Here is a 16,621-nt window from a genome sequence, read left to right on the forward strand (position 1 = left end):
AAAACTCAGGAACGTGGCTCACCCGAAAAACCGGGTCAGTCATTCACCTGAAAAATCAGGTCAATGGATCACTACCCTTTTTGTGTAGTGATCTGCTGCGGCGCTGTTCAAAAGTAACGATTCGTTACCTTTGCGCCCAAAACTACTGTTTCGGTAGTTTTGCCTGAGTGGTAACGGTGGCGGCGTTACCTGATCGTTACCGGCTGATCCGCTGGTTGATCGGCAGGTGAAAGTTCCGGATTCACGGAACAAAGGTTCCGGCTACGCGGAACTATCCGGCAGCGCCAGCAGGTTTGTGACACGGTGTCTCAAACTACCGGGATGCCGGTATTATGAAGGCAACATCAAGGGTTAGAGGTTCTGATTATGTTCAGCAGGGATAGAGCAATGGGCGCACTGGTTGGGTTAGCGGTTGGTGACGCTCTGGGCGCACCGGTGGAGTTCTGCCAAAGGGGGCGTTTTACTCCGGTCACTACCATGGCAGCAGGTGGCAAGTTCAAGATGAGCCTGGGTGAATGGACCGATGATACCGCCATGGCTCTGTGTTTGGCTGATAGCCTGATTGAATGCCGTGGCTTTGATGCTCGAGACCAGATGGAACGGTATTGGCGCTGGGGTAACGAAGGCTACAACTCGACCCGTGAAAGAGCCTTTGGCGTTGGCAAGACGGTGGCCAAGGCCATGAGCCGATACCGGCGTACCGGTGATCCTTTTGCGGGCTCTGATGATCCTTTGTCGGCAGGGAATGGATCCATCATGCGTCTGGCTCCGGTCGTTCTGTACTACCTTTCCCGGCCAGATGAGGCAACCCGTTTTGCTGCTGAGTCTTCACGAACAACACACCAGGCAGAGGAGTCGATACAAGCCTGTCAGCTGATGGCGCATGTGATGTGTAAGGCGATTCACGGCGCAGAAGAAAAGGCCGAGCTGTTTCAAAACGCTTCCCACTTGGGCTGCTCTGGGCTGATTACTGGCATTGCAAACCGGTCATACCTCGATAAGCAGGAAGGCCAGATTCAAGGCAGCGGGTATGTTGTGGAGTCCTTGGAGGCGGCACTCTGGTGCTTTGAAACTACGGACAGTTTCCATGATGCGGTGCTGAAAGCAGTGAACCTGGGGGATGATGCCGATACTACTGGCGCTGTATGCGGGCAGATAGCTGGCGCTTATTACGGCTTTGACTCAATACCACCAGAGTGGGTTGGCGATCTCATGGAAGGACAGAGAATCATTGAAGCAGCAGAGTCTCTAATCAATCAGGGAATGGAAGTTATCCAGCCCAGTGACCACAAGGGCAGCATTTGAAATGTAACCCCTGGGCTTTTACGCAGTCTGTGGAAAAGGGGAGGCGTCATCCAGTGTTCGGTGAATGTTCGCCTGGTAATCGGTGAATCAGCGCCAGCAGTGCCGCTCAGTCGCTGTCCTTTCGGGTGTATCGAATCTCCATGTAGCGGTCTGTTTCCCTGTCGTAGGTATCGAATGCCGGGAGGGTCACCGACTCCGGCTCTGGTGGCTTCTTGTGCGGCTTCAGCTTCGATTTGATCCGGCTCCAGATACCGGCCTTTGCTGATCTGTCTGTGGCTGTCATAGTGTCCTGATTCCGTTCAGTGGGTGAATGGACAGAATGCGCGAAGGCTGGCGGCAGAGCAATATCGGATTTTAAATCCAGATGGGGTAAACGGAATGAGCAATCCAACAGATAAGACGCAAGGCAAGCAGCAGGAACGGCAAGGCGGCGTGCGGTGCTTAACGCTCATGCTTCAGGATGAGGATCAGCAGCCGGTGATGAGGGAGGCCCAGATACAGGGCACCCCTGACCAGCCGCCAGAATCTGAAGCGCCAGCTCGGTAAGCAATGGAATCTAGCCATTACCGGCTTGGTCGGATTTGAGATGCGGGTAAGATCAGCAGGTCACTCTAAGCCCTGTGGCGGGCTTTCGTGTATCCGGCAGGGCCAACGATGGGGCCAACATTAGGGCCAACTGAAAGTGTTGCTCCTGCTGGTGCTGGTCAAGGAGGCGGTGATTTGCAGCCCCTCTGGAGCTGTTCCTGATTTAGTGCTGGCTGCGGTGCCTGGGGGTCTGATTCGGGGCACCCTTCAGACCGTTAAGCGGGTTCCATGCTGGAGCTGGTTCCAGATCGGAGCCAGTTGCTACAGATCAGGCGATGGTGCTCGCTTCAGCTTCGGATCAAGTGCTGTACGCCAGTCGCTGCCTCGCTGCCTGCGCTTCTGTACCGTGCGCCACTTCAAGCCCAGTAGTCGGGCGAGGATACCGGCAGTCTCTTTGCCCTTCAGGGCGGTCTGTTCACGCCCATTGATCTTGATAACAACCTCAATGTCGAGCTGCTTGTTCCGTGACGCCACACACTGATCCGCGTTATCTCGCATTGTGAAGCCGCTCCCGTTCGCTGGATGGTCGGTGGATATTCTATGCGGGGTGAGCTGCGTCAGCCAGTGATCCAGCGCCAGCATACCCGGAAGGTTTGGCAGCAGCCGGGTAATGATCTGGTCATACCCAAACATGCTGCCTGTGCTCATCGTCATTACCTCATACGTTCGGGGAAGGATAGGGCCACCAGATCGGCAGCCCTGATTGGGTTAGTGCAGCCGCGTCCGCAGCCACGTGTTAGCAGCAAACCGTCCTGCATTGTCACGCTGGTACGATTTCAACTCAGGTGCGCCAGCAGTGGCCAGCCAGTGCGCCCGGTACTCTGTCAGCAACGCCTGCCTTTCATGCTCTGATCGGTACTGAATCAGTCCATCGATCCAAACCTGATCGTCCCATAGCAGGGGCAGATCAAGATCAGCCGCGCAGTACAGCATCATGCTTGTGTCGTTGGCAGCAGGGATGCCGCGCAGCTCATCCAGTAGTTGCTGCTTGTGTCGAGATAGCCAGTTGAGTTGATCCGGTGATAGCGGCTCCGGTGCCTGTACCTGCAAGTTATCGCCATCGGCTTGCAGGATCAGTCCGCGTTGAGCCAGGGTGTCAATCATGCTCATCTGCCAGACCTCACAGGGTATACTTTGCGGACTGAAGTCCTGAATGTCCTATGTCCTGCTGTTTTACCTCCTCATGCCAGGACTTAGGACTTGCAGGACTTTGATCCGGTAACTTTACCTTGATACACCAGTGGACAGCCCCGCCTATCTTGCCCATTGAGTCACACTCAATATCGAGCTGGCGCAGTGCAGGTGCTGATCGGCGCAGCGCATCGCCCAACCCCTTTGCAGACTTCGGCCAGGAATCGCAACGCTCAGGCCGGTACTGCTCCAGGATGCGCATGATCTCCTTCACCGGGGCGTTGATCTCTTTGCGGTGTTCCAGTGCCTCGATAATCGCGGTGCAGACGGGACTGCTGTCTATGGTGCGGGATATGCTTTCACGGCGGTTGCCTTTGAACAGATCGAGAAATAGCCTTTCGTCCTGGTGGCTGATCCGAGTGAGTGCCATCCCAAGGGCGCAATACTCGATCATCCGTGGCCGGTCGGCTGCATCAATCGAGATAGTCGGCAGCAGCGCCAGAGCAGCACTTGCCAGGTCAAACAGTCCACTCAGTATGGCCGGAAGGTCGCGCTCGAAATCGGCCCACTGGTCAGCCGAAGCGGTGCGGCTCTTAATCACGGGACACTCAATGCAAACCGTCCGGTCGAGCAAATCCTGTGCCGTAACCAATGCGCTGATCCCATTCACCAGCCAGGGGCGTTGAACGCTGATAACACTCTCATCTGCATCCGAGTACAGCTTGCGCTTGGCGAACCCGCCCCCGGTAGACAGCACGCACATGGCATCCTGCATCGGCCCGGTTAGGTGGCTCAGGTTTTCGTATGCAACCAAGTGGTTGACGCCTGCACAAACAAACACATCTTCGGTGGCCTTGGGTGCGCCTCGCAGATTGCAGCCGTTCGGGTCGATCAGTCGGCGCAGTGACTCGGACGCAGTGCTTTTGCCTGATCCTTGCTCACCGATAAGCTCCAGTCCGGGGAAGGGGGTATCCGGTCGCAGTGCATCGATCAGCCAAGCAATCACCAGTGGCCGGTCGGCAGCAGGGATATTACAGATACGCCATAACGGGTCGAGCGAGCCGTTTGCAGCAGGGACTGGCAGCGGCTGCATTGCCTCACCACGCACAAACAGGACGCCATGATTCTCAACCACGCGCCAGCCGGTACTGCTCCACTCAATCGCCCGACTTTTGCCTGGTTCACATAGGTCCAGGTAGTAGCGGCCACCCTGTTTGGCAACTCTCAGGTTAACGGTGCGCTCCTCACCTTCAAACCGCGCCAGGGCAGCCAAGGTGCCTAACGCTTCAGTCAAGGACTGGGACTTAACGGACTTCTGTTCTTCCTGGTAGAAGCCAGCGGCCAGCCAGTCCTTGAAGGCGCGGGAGTCAAGGCGGCGCGTTTCCTGAGTGTCCTGATCCAGTGCGTAGCAATCCCGGTTGCAGTCATGGAACAGCACAACCCTTGCCTTGGCGTATTCAACCAAGCGGTCAGCCTGGGAGCGGCGATCCTCATCCGGTTTCTGCTGTTCCGGCACCGGCATGGCATCGATCTCTTCCAGCACATCGAGATAATCACCCATTGCGCAGCACCTCCTTGATCTTGGCTACTCGTGCAACTGCCTGCTGATAGTCGGCTTGATCCTTATCGGACAGTGCTTGTCCGGCCTTTTGAGCGTTCTCCGTCATCAGGATCAGCAGCTTCAGGTGGGACATTGCATCCTCAAGACGGCGGCGCTTCCAGTCGGGCAGTCCGGCATAGTGCGGACGGTCGGTGCGCGGGTACAGATCGGCCACCTCAAGGCCAATGGCGGCGCAAATGTCGCTGATCTCACAACCCGCAAAACAGTGCATCAGCACACGGCCATCGGTGGTGTCGAAGCGGACAGACAGACTCGGGCTTTTGTCCTGGTGTGCAGGGCAACAGGCCATGTAACGATCTTTGCCGGTGGGCTTTACCCTGTCGAGCCGTCCCAGCAGATCGGCGGCGGTCAGCGGGTGACGCTGGTGTGGTTGTTTGAGCGGTGCGGTCATCGGATCAGCCCCCAGTGAATAGCGGTCACGAAAAGGATGGTCGCGGTTTCGATAGGCCAGCCGGTCAGTGCTATAATGAGCATCTGCTTGACGGCGGCGGCCTGTGTGGTGCGGGTCGCTGCTTCCTTTCTCATATCACACCCCCTCAGGCCACACGGCTGTCAGCAATACGCGCTTCGATCCACGCATAAATCTCGCTTGCCAGCCAACCAACACTGGTGCCATTGGGGTTCAGTTTGATGGGCTTCGGGAAGCGGTCGAGGGAAATTTCACGATAGATTGTGCTGCGGCCAAGGCCGGTCAGCTCTTCCACCTGACGGCGGCGCAGAATCTGGAGTTCACGCTGTTGCAGCATTTCGGGGGTTGCGGTCATATTGCGTCTCCTCAACCAAAGCCATCTTGCCCCTCACGTTTGGACGCTATGGGACAGCATGAGACCGATATGGCTACAAGCAAAGCTTGACTGAACCACAAGTTCACTGATAACTTTGGCAATGTAAGTTAGGTTACTTAACATCTCTGCCAAGCAGTTAGCGGCTGCTGTGGGGAGGAAAATCGGCTCTGAAGCGCAAGCTCCAGGGCTTTTCTTCGTCTCCTGCAAAGACTTGTTGGCATTATACATACCGATTGGGACTGTTTTTGCTATTTTTTTTGCTGCCCATCGAACCTGTGCTTTAAGAGTGAGGTTTTCTCAACCCAATAGAGGCGTTTGGAGTCGTTTCGCGTACTTACGGGTAGTTTTGCGCCCATGGGAATATTAGAAAGTATCAAGCTGGCACCTGCCTCTTAACGCCGCGAGACTGTCACCTGCTCATCAAATCGCGTCATCTGAAGTGTTCGTCAGGCTGATCGGCTGCCAAAGCTGGCCCCTCGATTTAAGGGGTCAGCCTGCCTGTTTGCCAAAGCTGGCGCTGATTACGTTGCTGCCCTCAGGCTGAGTCAGTACCGCCAGCCGTTGGCCTAGCGTCTGCCACGCGTGTTGCATCTCAGCAGCGTAGCTGTGGCGTTGGTATGTCCGCTTAACCCGGTTTTGCTCGGCATGGTTCAAGCAGCGTTCGGCCACTTCGGGCAGAATACCGGCCTCAACCATCATCGTTGCAGCGGTGCGCCTCAGATCGTGCGGTGTCCACTTGCCGCCCGGAAGCAACAGAGCCTGGCTGCTTTTGCTGCGGCCACTCATACGGTCTTGGTCTGGCTGACGCTGTCGATCCTGAAGCTGCTTGTTAACGGTTTTGGGACATACCGGAGCGGTGCCATTTCTGTTCGGATAACACCATTGGCCTGAACCAGTGTGCTGCTGCAACGCTCTGAACTGCTGTACTGCAAAGTCAGATAGGTAAACAGTATGCGGTTTACCATTCTTGGTGCTGGGCATGTACCAAGTGTGCTGCTCAATGTTGATATGCCCCCACTCAGCAGACAGTAGCTCTCCAATTCGACAGCCGGTGGATAGAGCGATCCATACAGCCAGCTCGGTTGTTGGCATCAGCCCAGCGTCTGGCATCTGTTTTACCAGTAAGCGAACTTCCTCCTCCGACAGTACCCGGTCACGCTCCATGTTTTTGCCACCAATGTTGGCTTTGGCAATGGCAGCGGTAGGGTCAGCCTCGATAATTTCACGCACCACAGCAAAGCGGAACATCTGCCGCATTTCGGACAGAGCTACCTTTGCCATACGGGGCGCACCCCTTGCCATGATTGAGTCTGTGATTTGGGTAACATGGCTGCGGCGAATATCCTCGGCTGCAAGCTGGCCTATCTTTGGCAGCACGTCAATCGTAAACAGGCGTAGGGTACTTTCACCTCGGTCTTTTCTGCGGATCAGATCAACCTTCATCCAGTGTTTAAACAGATCGTTGATCGTCATGCGGCTACGGTGAAGCTGGTTCTCTCTTTCCAGACGGATGCGCTCGGCTTCCTCCCTTGCCTGCCTGTGCTGTTCCTCCGCTTCAAGGTGTTCACGCAGATTGGTAATGCCGCTCTGGTGTAGACCGGCAAGCTCTTTGGCCCTGAGTCTGGCTTGTGTCAATGTCAGGCAGCCCAACTTCTCCTCTCGGCTGTAATTGCCGATAGGCATCGTTACCCGCTTGCCCTGGCTATCGATATACCGGAAGTAGAAAATGCGCTCGCCTTTGGGGGTGATCCTCACAGTCAGGGCGCCATGACCTCTGATAACGCTCTCACTCAGCCACCGGCTTCCTGTGCCGGGTTTCGCATTGATCTGACGGTCAGTAATTGAAGCCATGTTGTACCCATCCCAAAGCTGGTTGCCATTCGGTTGCCATTTGAGATTAGCTTAGCTAGGTACGAATGGGAACGATAAGGACGAGGAGTTTTTAATAATGCTTTAGTTTCAGATAGTTACGTATGTTCGGTGGAATGGCTTGGATTTGCTGGGAATGGTTTTTTCTTTTATGGGGTGCAAGGGGTAGCAGGTTCAAATCCTGCCGTCCCGACCATTTATTTGATTTATTTTCAATAGGTTAGCAGCATTCAGTGTGGGATTTGTCCCATCATTGTCCCACAGCCTTATATTTGCTAACCGTTCACGACCTCCGAATTATTAGTTTCGTTCATGTTATCACTGTCATTGAGTGCATCCAGCATCTTGCTTTGGCTGGTTGTCGTGACTCCGTTTATCCACTTAGAGTAGCGGGTTAGTGTCATCTGAGTTGTCGAATGCCCCATTTGCTTACTGACCCACATTACGTTTGCGCCTGCAATCAATGCCAGCGTGCAAAACGTGTGGCGCGTGTTGTAGGGAGGGCGGTGTCGAATCCCCAGTTTCCTCAAGGCCTTCTTGAAGAAAGTGCGTACTGCCTTGTTGGTCATGTAATGCTCACCGGTATTGGGGTTAATGAACACCTCCTTAGCCTGTAGTTCAGACCATCGCCTTTGGCGTTGAAGCGCCGCTTTGGCTCTGGCATTAAGCTCCACATCTCGAACTTCATAGGTCTTTGTCGGCTTCAAACCACCTCCAGACCGATCCCGGGCACGTTGTACTCTGACTGTAGACTGTTGCCAGTCAACATCAGACCACATCAGGCCTGAAAGCTCTGACGATCTCAGGCCGGTCCAAAAAGCAAACTCAATCAAATTTGCTTCGCATGGGTGGGCATTTTTGTCGAGCCAACCGGTGATCATATTGAGCTCTTGTAGGGTGAATGGATCTGGTTCTGGTTTGATATGCTTCTGGTTCTTCAAATACTCCGATGGATCGCGTTCGATCTGCATATCTTGTACTGCGAACTTGAAACATCCCCTCAGCGGAGTTAATGCGTTGTTCCGTGTTTTGGCTGAAGACCAGGGAATGCTGTTAACGACCTCGATTAAATCCGAAAACCGGATGTCGCGTATCAGCATACTCCCCAGTTCTGGCACCCAGTATTTTCGGAGGACCTTTTTGTACTCCATAATCGTAGAGTCTGCCAACATCAGACTACTCATATAGGTCTGTGCAACCTGTTCGAATGTGCTGTCAGTTTTTTTCTCCTTCTGTGCGTGTTTGCTATCAGGAAACCAGTTTGCAAATGTGAAGCTACCTAGCTCGATCTCCCTGAGAATCTCGGCACGCATCCGTGCTGCAGCTTTGATGTTTGCTTGTGTCGGCTTCATGCGGACCGTTTCCTCATACCGCTGCCCCTGGTACTGGAAGCGGACGAGGATAGATGTAGGCCTGATTTTCAGGCCTGTTTGCCGGATTGCACCCAATTTTCGTACTCCTCCAAATTGAAGTGCAGCCGGCCATCGGGCGACTTCACGTAGATTACCCCCTCTCGCCATACACCGTCACGGACTTTTGTTTCAATTGCTGCAACAGTGTAACCAGTGAGCTCTGCCAGCTTTTTCTTGGTTACAAAGCTGATTGGTTTTACCTTCATATGCGATGCTCTCTACCCTGATCTCTGACTTTAAATTGATTCTTAACCTTTTCAGTGAAAGTCACCCGGATGACTGGATGTAGATACTATTTCAAGAGAGTCTGATGTAGAGCGGTGAAATTGCCGAAAAAACGCAATAATTAGAGGGTCACTTATATTTTATGAGGTTATGGTTTTTTACTATTAACGATAAGCTTATGTGAGTTTGAAATCTAAATGTTCTATATTTTGAAAGCCAAAAAATTGGCAGTAGTCTGGTCGTGAAATCCCTCACTTGCGAGAAGTGATTCCGCCGTTTTCCATATGCCAGTTGTGCTGTCTAATTTCATGCAGCATAAGTTACTGTGTGACCGATAACGTCATCAGCTATAACTTCGATGAGCTCTGGTGCAGCAGGGTAGCACTGCAGAGCATCAAGCCTCGTGAGCATCTCATCCTTTAATGGTCCCGGCCCTGAGTTCTCAAGATGTGATAGGTAATTATGGATGAAGTGCTCGAATGTCTGAATTGGGTCCGGTATCTCTGGCAGAAATGTAAGTGCCTGAGATTGCCTCCGGATCCAATTTGGATTGAAGTGTCGAATCTTCGACACGGGCTTGAGACTGGTCAGGAACGAACGGCACCATGCTGGAGATTCGTGCCTGAAACGGCCCCCGGATCCAGTTTGGACTGAAGTGTCGATTCTTCGACACGGGCTTGGGACTGACGCATGAATGAACTGCACCGTGCTGAATGTCAGTGCCTGAGATTGCCCCCGGATCCAGTTTGGACTGAAGTGTCGAATCTTCGACACGGGCTTGAGACTGGTCAGGAACGAACGGCTCCATGCTGGAGATTCGTGCCTGAAACGGCCTACGGATCCAGTTGGGACTGAAGTGTCGATTCTTCTACACCAGCTTGGGACTGACGCATCAATGAACTGCACCATGCTGAATGTCAGTGCCTGAAACTGCCTCCGGAACCGGTTTGGGTTGAAGTGTCGATTCTTCGACACGGGCTTGAGACTGGTCAGGAACGAACGGCTCCATGCTGGAGATTCGTGCCTGAAACGGCCCCCGGATCCAGTTGGGACTGAAGTGTCGATTCTTCGACACGAGCTTGGGACTGGCGCAGGAATGAACTGCACCGTACCGAATGTCAGTGCCTGAAACTGCCCCCGGATCCAGTTTGGACTGAAGTGTCGATTCTTCGACACCAGCTTGGGACTGACGCATGAATGAACTGCACCATGCTGAATGTCAGTGCCTGAAACTGCCTCCGGAACCGGTTTGGGTTGAAGTGTCGATTCTTCGACACCAGCTTGGCACTGGCGCAGGAATAAACTGCACCGTACTGAATGTCAGTGCCTGAAACTGCCCCCGGATCCAGTTTGGACTGAAGTGTCGATTCTTCGACACCAGCTTGGGACTGGCGCAGGAATGAACTGCACCGTACCGAATGTACGTGCCTGAAACTGCCCCCGGATCCAGTTTGGACTGAAGTGTCGAATCTTCGACACGGGCTTGAGACTGGTCAGGAACGAACGGCACCATGCTGGAGGTTCGTGCCTGAGATCACCTTCGGCCCAGTGTGATTGAAGTGTCGAGTCTTCGACACCAGCTTGAGGCTGGCCAAGAATGAACTGCACCATGTTGAAGGTCAGTGCCTGAAACTGCCCCCGGATCCAGTTTGGGGTGAAGTGTCGAGTCTTCGACACGCGCTTGGCACTGGCGCAGGAATGAACGGCACCATGCTGGAAATTCGTGCCTGAGATCACCTCCGCTCAATGTGATTGAAGTGTCGAATCTTCGACACCAGCTTGGCACTGGCGCAGGAATGAACGGCACCATGCTGGAAATTCGTGCCTGAGATCACCTCCGGAACCAGTTTGGGGTGAAGTGTCGAGTCTTCGACACCAGCTTGGCACTGGCGCAGGAATGAACGGCACCATGCTGGAAATTCGTGCCTGAGATCACCTCCGCTCAATGTGATTGAAGTGTCGAATCTTCGACACCAGCTTGGGACTGACGCAGGAATGAACGGCACCGTACCGAATGTCAGTGCCTGAGATTGCCTCCGGCCCAGTGTGACTGAAGTGTCGAGTCTTCGACACCCGCTTGGCACTGGCACAGGAATGAACGGCACCATGTGAAGGTCAGTGCCTGAAATTGCCCCCGGCTCCAGTTTAGACTGAAGTGTCGATTCTTCGACATGAGCTTAGGACTGGCACAGGAATGAACGGCACCATGCTGGAGATTCGTGCCTGAGATCACTTCCGGAACCGGTTTGGGTTGAAGTGTCGAGTCTTCGACACCCGCTTGGCACTGGCGCAGGAATGAACGGCACCATGCTGGAGGTTCGTGCCTGAGATCAACTCCGGAACCGGTTTGGGTTGAAGTGTCGAGTATTCGACACAAGCTTGGCACTGGCGCAGGAATGAACGGCACCATGCTGGAGGTTCGTGCCTGAGATCGCCTCCGGCCCCAGTGTGATTGAAATGTCGAATTTTCGACACTTATCCAGTATCACAGCCACCAGTTTGGTAGCAGCTCCTGCACCTATGGGTTCCCAAAGCGATCATCCATCAGCTCCACGATACCCCGTCTTCTGGAGTCCGAATCAGACGCCAGCGGCGTGGATCACCTTGCGGATACGCGGGTATAGGTGTGTACAAGCGTATTCCTACCCAAAGTGTGCCAGCAGGCGTTGGGCCAACTGCTTATGTGAGTCAGAAATGCTTCAAAATCCTGGCGATGCCCGACGCTCATCCAGCGCAGCGACATGATCTGTCGTTTGGCTCTGTCATATTGCTCACAGGTGACCGCTGCGATGTCTGTGGTGACAGCACATCGGACGGAGGTGGATATACCCCTCAATTTGGCGTGCTCAAAGCTGATTGGGGGTATGGATCCCGCTATGATGGAGCCCGATACGAGCTGCACTTGTGCGAAAGCTGCTTTTTCTCTGCGCTGGCGACACTGAAGCAGGAGCGCCTAGCCTGCCGCATGTTTGACGAAAACGAGGGTGATCAGGCTGCAGAGTTTGGATTGGTGGTTAAAGGCTAACACGGATAAGGAGGGGGCTTACAACCCCGTTCAGGCTCTGGAGTCTGTGTGCAGGTATAGGTTATGTCAGTCTTGGAAACGAGGGTGTTTTTCATCCTCGATGAGATAAATTGTCGTTGGCTGGATAGTTGTGTAATCTGTAGGCGATAGGTAGCTGTTTGAAAAGGACGACACTAACTCATGGACTACCAGTTATCCCAGAGCGGGCAAACAGCTCATGTTGAAGTCACGCGGCTTCCAACAGGTGATCCTCTCCCCGCACTGATTGAATTAGAGAAAGAGCTGGCAGATCAAAATCTGAGACGGATTGAGCTGTTTTTCAGTGAAGGAGCATCCCCTCCGGTAGATCGCCTGACTCATGCCGGCTATCAGGAATCTGGCTCAGAACGCTTCTTCAAGTCGGTACACTATCAACCTTCTGTTCGTTTCTCGATCACTGAAAAGTGCAATTACGCATGCTTCTTCTGCCATGAAGAAGGCATGGAGATGGGCAAAGCACGTGCTGCTGCCCAACAGGAACAGCTATTTGACGTTCTGCGGCAATTCCATGAGTTGAATTATCAGGATTTTACCTTTACCGGCGGAGAGCCTTTGCTCAACCCGAATAAGATTGTTGCCTGTCTCGATTACATGGAATCAATAGGCTACCTGCCTGACATCACGTTTGTTTCCAATGGGCTGGCTCTGACCGAAAAACTTTTGGCCCGCCTGCAAGCCTATCCTGGCAAAATGCGCTTTAACATTTCGATGCATAGCCTTGAAGAGCATGCCTACAACCAGATTGTGCAGGATATACAAAAGCCGAACGCGCCACTTCGTCACAACGAGCACCGCCGCGTAAAAGAAAATTTGCTGAAGCTGCAAGCGGCAGGTATCCCTTTCAAGCTTAACTTTGTTCTATTAAAAGGTCTCAATACGTCAGATGAAGCCATCCAGGCTGTGTTGGATTACGCGTTACAGCTTGGCGCAACGCGGATCAAGTTTCTGGAGCTGCTGTTAACTAAAGAGCTGAATCATCTGTATGGATACTTCTACCGGCTGGATGCACTGCGCGAGCGTCTAAGTGACCAGCTGACTCTTACAGAGCGGAGTTTCAGGCGTGATGTGTATCGCTATGCAGACACACAGTTGGAGCTTGAATTCCAGCATTGTACCTGTGCCAGAGGCTGCAACACCTGCACCGTAAATCGTGACGCTAACTTTACTGCAGAGCTGAAATACTTTCCCTGTTTCCTGCATTCGGATGAAGACTTTGATTTGAAAACTGTGGCGCTTGAAGAGGCGATCACGCAAGGCGATCAAAAAATTCAACGCATGGCACAGTACTATGGTGATGACAGTCCCATCATTGTTCGTAATCACTATCTGACTCAAGAAGAGCAGTTTTATTACTATCTGGCCTCATCCAGCGCTATAGAGCAGCTCAAAAGAAAGCTTTCACTGGAGGAAAGGCTGGAGCGCAGACGGGACTTCAACGAGATCTACCTGACGTTGGTGGGTCAGGCAGGCGACGATTTTTCCACTGTGTACAAGCTAAGCCGCAATAGTTACGACCAGCACGCACTGGAAATCGAGCAGGCTTACAGTTTTGATCCGCTCAAGCCAGGATTGGTCACGACGCATTTTTCTGGCGAAAGCCAGAAGGTCATTGACCCGGACTTGTACCTGAAACAGCTGGCAGAGCAGGGGTATGAGCAGCGTTTAAACTTGAACTGGTCCATCTTTTTTTACCGTTTGCGGCGGTCCAGTTTTGTGCGGCAATCAGAGTTATCCATCAGCCATAACCTTGAGAGTGGGCTGTTCTTTGTAAGATCTGATACTCCCTTGGATGATGAGCAATTGAAGCCAATGACAGAACCCCTAGCTTCGTATATAAGCACCAGAATGCGGCTGGCATGAATACCAACAAATTTGTTTGCAACACAATGATACCCGGGTCTGTTCATAATACGGAGCTGATGGTAACGAGATGAAGGGGCAGGTTATGCCAACGACAATGAACGTCGCTAATTCAAATGGACCGGTCGAAAGTGACCATTGGCTGATCTGTGTCGCGGGATCATCTCCGGCCGTTGTGACCGAAACACTCTATTGCTTGAAAGACCGTGAAAATTTCCCGAATAAGGTCGTGATATTCACAACCCTACATGGTAAGGGCCAGATCGAAAAACAAGGCTTGAAACAGCAAGTTTCGAATCTGTGTCGGGACTATAACCTGCCGGTTATCAGTGGCGCTAAGATTGAGGTGCGTATTGTAACGAATTCAGCGGGCGTTGAGCTCGAGGATATACGGACTTCTGAGCATCAAGAAGCAATGGCTGATTTTTTGACACGACAGATTCGTGAAATAACCCACCCACGAGGCAAAGGCAAAAAGCGCCCTGATTCAATACATGCATCCTTAGCCGGTGGGCGAAAGAGTATGTCGTTTTATATGGGCAATATCTTCTCATTCTTCGCGAGTGCGAATGATGAGCTCAGTCATGTTCTGGTGGAACCGGGCTATGAGGTCCCAGGTTTTTGGTATCCGAAACCAGAGCCTTTTAATATCACAGTAAAAAGCTATGCAACCGGAGATGTCACCGGTGTGCTGGATGCGAGCAAAGCAGAAATTGAGTTGTCCACAATTCCGTTTGTGCAGCTCAGCAATGCATTAGTGAGTACAGATTCGGATGCTTTTCATAATCTGAGCTATCAACAGTTGGTGGATATTTATCAGGTTACCCTAGATCCAAGTCGGATCAAACTGACATTTAATATTAAAAATCTATCCGTTGACCTCAATGGCCGTGTATTGCCAATCCGGAATTTTGATAGTTATCTGTTGTATTACCTAGTCGCACGAGATAGCCATGAAAACTCATTCTCATATCAAAAAGAAGTTTTTGGTAATAAAGAGCATGCCTTGACGCAGGCACTATGGCAGCTAATGGGTGAAGTTACGGGTATAAGGGATTTCGAAAGCCTGATAGGTAACAGCTGGGAGGCGCCTGCAGAGTATGTCGAAAAGTATATTGCTAGGCTAAAACAAGAAAATCCAGACCTTATTCCTCTTCATCAGAGCCCCAAGCTCTTTAGTTCCCTCTCCAAAGACGGAGTCATCAGCGAGAAATCGATTGAGCGGATGATGACCGATATCCGCAAGGCATTAGAGCAGACTGAGGGCCGTCCAACCGTGAATGTATGTAAAGTGGCCACATTGAAAGAGGATGGCGAGGAACGCAAAGCAGCCAAGGGAGTAGATGCGTACTTGGGGCTTTTATTGCCTGCCCATCAAATTCAACTTATTTAGTCATTAACGCTATCGAGTTGGTTTAATGAGCTGATTTGATGATTAGGATAAAGACTTTAAAAGCGGTAAAAGCCGCAGCAATATTACAGGGAGCAATGGCATGACGCAGTTGCAAACATGGATTGACCTGCTGGATCAAACCAATGAAGAACCCAACCTGAAAGCCGAGTTTCAGGTTGTAACGCCGATGTTTATCGGTGACGGTGAACAGAAGGCCGACAGTATACGGCCTCCAGCGATCAAGGGCGCGCTCCGCTTCTGGTGGCGGGCGCTGAATTGGAGCCGTTGTCTGCAGCAGGCAGGCAATGAAGCCAGTGCGCTTAAACAGTTGCATGATGAAGAGGCAGTACTCTTCGGGCTTGCAGCAAAACAGGATGCGCAGGGTAACCAGACTGGAGGACAAGGGGTTTTCAGCTTGAAGCTAACCCAGAAGTTGGAGCTTTTAAAAGACTGGTCCCCGGGGGCAGGGATCCAGTACCTGCTTGGCCAAGGATTGTGGAATTACAAAGAGAAGCTGTTGAGAAATGCCATCGCTGATGGTAGCTGCTTTACGATTGAATTGCGTTGGCATCCCAATCGTCTTGATATTGCCGCTTCGAAACTTGTTCTGAATGTTTCATCGATAAAAGAAACAATAGACGATGCACTGATGGCCTTTGGTCTGCTGAGTGGACTGGGCAGTCGGGCTCGAAAAGGGCTGGGAGCAGTTTCGATAACAGCGTTATCTGGCAGTCGCTGGTCTGTCCCGACGTCAATGAAATCTTACAAGGAAACCTTGCAAAAGCTTTTGCAACCCAGGTTATCCACCCGAGTACTCCCTCCATTCACTGCTGTGAGTGCCAACACCCGACTAGACTTCTCCTCTACCGGCAAGGCTGCGAATGCCCTGTTGGAAGAGATGGGCGGGCAGATGCAGATGTACCGTAGCTGGGGTCGAGAGGGAAAAGTAAACGGTAAATCTGCTGAACAAAATTTCAGAGGAGATCACGATGAAGCTTTGTTCGCGACTCAAGGCGAGCAACCAAGGAAGCAACCTGAGCGCGCGGTGTTCGGTTTGCCGCATAATTATTTTTTCAGCAGTACAAAGGGTAAAGTTGATATACATGTGAAAAAGGATGCAGCCGGTGAGCGTCGAGCCAGCCCTCTTTTTCTCCATACCCACTTATTGCCTGATGGTAGTTTTGTAGCCGTACAGCTGCTAATGCCAGCAGTCTTTTTGCCCGGCAATAATCCCATGCTTGAGTATAAGAGCAAACGTAGTTTTACACTGCCGGCTTCTGATGCTGATTGGAGTGTTATTACCCGATATATGGATCGCTTTAAAAACAAAGAGACTGTAATAACGACTGATCTGCAGGGAGCACAATAACC

The 16,621-nt window shown here is 52.2% G+C and carries 17 protein-coding genes; 7 read left to right on the forward strand and 10 right to left on the reverse strand.

Annotated elements, in window-relative coordinates; genetic code table 11:
* The first annotated feature begins 387 nt into the window (after window positions 1-387).
* Entirely contained in the window at window positions 388-1,305 is a 918-nt protein-coding gene (locus tag CFI10_RS03990) for an ADP-ribosylglycohydrolase family protein (RefSeq protein ID WP_242530099.1), read from the forward strand.
* Between the two features lie 106 nt (window positions 1,306-1,411).
* On the opposite strand, the gene CFI10_RS03995 is transcribed toward CFI10_RS03990, so the two are convergent.
* The 10 genes from CFI10_RS03995 to CFI10_RS04040 all read right to left on the reverse strand — a co-directional run bounded on the left by CFI10_RS03995 (window position 1,412) and on the right by CFI10_RS04040 (window position 8,914).
* Window positions 1,412-1,588 carry a hypothetical protein gene (locus CFI10_RS03995; protein WP_206839653.1) on the reverse strand — a complete coding sequence of 59 codons (177 nt, stop codon included), beginning with the start codon at window positions 1,586-1,588 and terminating at the stop codon, window positions 1,412-1,414.
* A 563-nt stretch (window positions 1,589-2,151) separates the two neighbouring features.
* On the reverse strand, window positions 2,152-2,538 hold the full coding sequence (locus CFI10_RS04000) for a hypothetical protein (protein ID WP_206839654.1): 387 nt from the start codon (window positions 2,536-2,538) through the stop codon (window positions 2,152-2,154).
* Between the two features lie 60 nt (window positions 2,539-2,598).
* Window positions 2,599-3,000, reverse strand: a complete 402-nt coding sequence (locus CFI10_RS04005) for a TubC N-terminal docking domain-related protein (RefSeq protein ID WP_206839656.1) — start codon at window positions 2,998-3,000, stop codon at window positions 2,599-2,601.
* Between the two features lie 10 nt (window positions 3,001-3,010).
* Window positions 3,011-4,582: a hypothetical protein gene (locus CFI10_RS04010; protein WP_206839658.1), complete on the reverse strand. Its 1,572-nt coding sequence runs from the start codon at window positions 4,580-4,582 to the stop codon at window positions 3,011-3,013.
* On the reverse strand, window positions 4,575-5,033 hold the full coding sequence (locus CFI10_RS04015; protein WP_206839660.1) for a CHC2 zinc finger domain-containing protein: 459 nt from the start codon (window positions 5,031-5,033) through the stop codon (window positions 4,575-4,577). Before CFI10_RS04015 ends, CFI10_RS04010 begins: the two co-directional genes overlap by 8 nt.
* Window positions 5,030-5,167, reverse strand: a complete 138-nt coding sequence (locus tag CFI10_RS04020) for a hypothetical protein (protein ID WP_206839661.1) — start codon at window positions 5,165-5,167, stop codon at window positions 5,030-5,032. Before CFI10_RS04020 ends, CFI10_RS04015 begins: the two co-directional genes overlap by 4 nt.
* Window positions 5,168-5,178: 11 nt before the next feature.
* Window positions 5,179-5,406, reverse strand: a complete 228-nt coding sequence (locus tag CFI10_RS04025) for a helix-turn-helix transcriptional regulator (RefSeq protein ID WP_242530100.1) — start codon at window positions 5,404-5,406, stop codon at window positions 5,179-5,181.
* 510 nt (window positions 5,407-5,916) lie between these two features.
* Window positions 5,917-7,278 carry a tyrosine-type recombinase/integrase gene (locus CFI10_RS04030; protein WP_206839670.1) on the reverse strand — a complete coding sequence of 454 codons (1,362 nt, stop codon included), beginning with the start codon at window positions 7,276-7,278 and terminating at the stop codon, window positions 5,917-5,919.
* A gap of 293 nt (window positions 7,279-7,571) precedes the next feature.
* A complete protein-coding gene (locus CFI10_RS04035; RefSeq protein ID WP_206839672.1) occupies window positions 7,572-8,744 on the reverse strand; it encodes a site-specific integrase in 1,173 nt (390 codons plus the stop codon).
* Window positions 8,717-8,914: an excisionase gene (locus CFI10_RS04040; protein ID WP_206839674.1), complete on the reverse strand. Its 198-nt coding sequence runs from the start codon at window positions 8,912-8,914 to the stop codon at window positions 8,717-8,719. The genes CFI10_RS04035 and CFI10_RS04040 overlap by 28 nt, the downstream gene beginning before the upstream one ends.
* Before the next feature lie 1,212 nt (window positions 8,915-10,126).
* Between CFI10_RS04040 and CFI10_RS04045 the strand changes: the two genes are divergently transcribed.
* From CFI10_RS04045 to cmr1, 6 genes are all read left to right on the forward strand, one after another.
* Window positions 10,127-10,264, forward strand: coding sequence for a hypothetical protein (locus CFI10_RS04045; RefSeq protein ID WP_206839677.1), 138 nt, complete (start codon window positions 10,127-10,129; stop codon window positions 10,262-10,264).
* A 223-nt stretch (window positions 10,265-10,487) separates the two neighbouring features.
* Window positions 10,488-10,664: a hypothetical protein gene (locus CFI10_RS04050; protein WP_206839679.1), complete on the forward strand. Its 177-nt coding sequence runs from the start codon at window positions 10,488-10,490 to the stop codon at window positions 10,662-10,664.
* Window positions 10,665-11,616: 952 nt separating this feature from the next.
* On the forward strand, window positions 11,617-11,958 hold the full coding sequence (locus CFI10_RS04055) for a hypothetical protein (RefSeq protein ID WP_206839680.1): 342 nt from the start codon (window positions 11,617-11,619) through the stop codon (window positions 11,956-11,958).
* A 180-nt stretch (window positions 11,959-12,138) separates the two neighbouring features.
* Entirely contained in the window at window positions 12,139-13,857 is a 1,719-nt protein-coding gene (locus CFI10_RS04060; protein WP_206839688.1) for a radical SAM protein, read from the forward strand.
* Window positions 13,858-13,942: 85 nt separating this feature from the next.
* Window positions 13,943-15,250: a CRISPR-associated ring nuclease Csm6 gene (gene csm6, locus CFI10_RS04065; RefSeq protein ID WP_206839689.1), complete on the forward strand. Its 1,308-nt coding sequence runs from the start codon at window positions 13,943-13,945 to the stop codon at window positions 15,248-15,250.
* Window positions 15,251-15,350: 100 nt separating this feature from the next.
* A complete protein-coding gene (gene cmr1 / locus CFI10_RS04070; protein WP_206839693.1) occupies window positions 15,351-16,619 on the forward strand; it encodes a type III-B CRISPR module RAMP protein Cmr1 in 1,269 nt (422 codons plus the stop codon).
* Window positions 16,620-16,621 lie beyond the last annotated feature (2 nt).

Origin of the sequence: Marinobacterium iners (genome assembly GCF_017310015.1) — a bacterium.
GTDB classification, from domain to species: Bacteria; Pseudomonadota; Gammaproteobacteria; order Pseudomonadales; family Balneatricaceae; genus Marinobacterium; species Marinobacterium iners.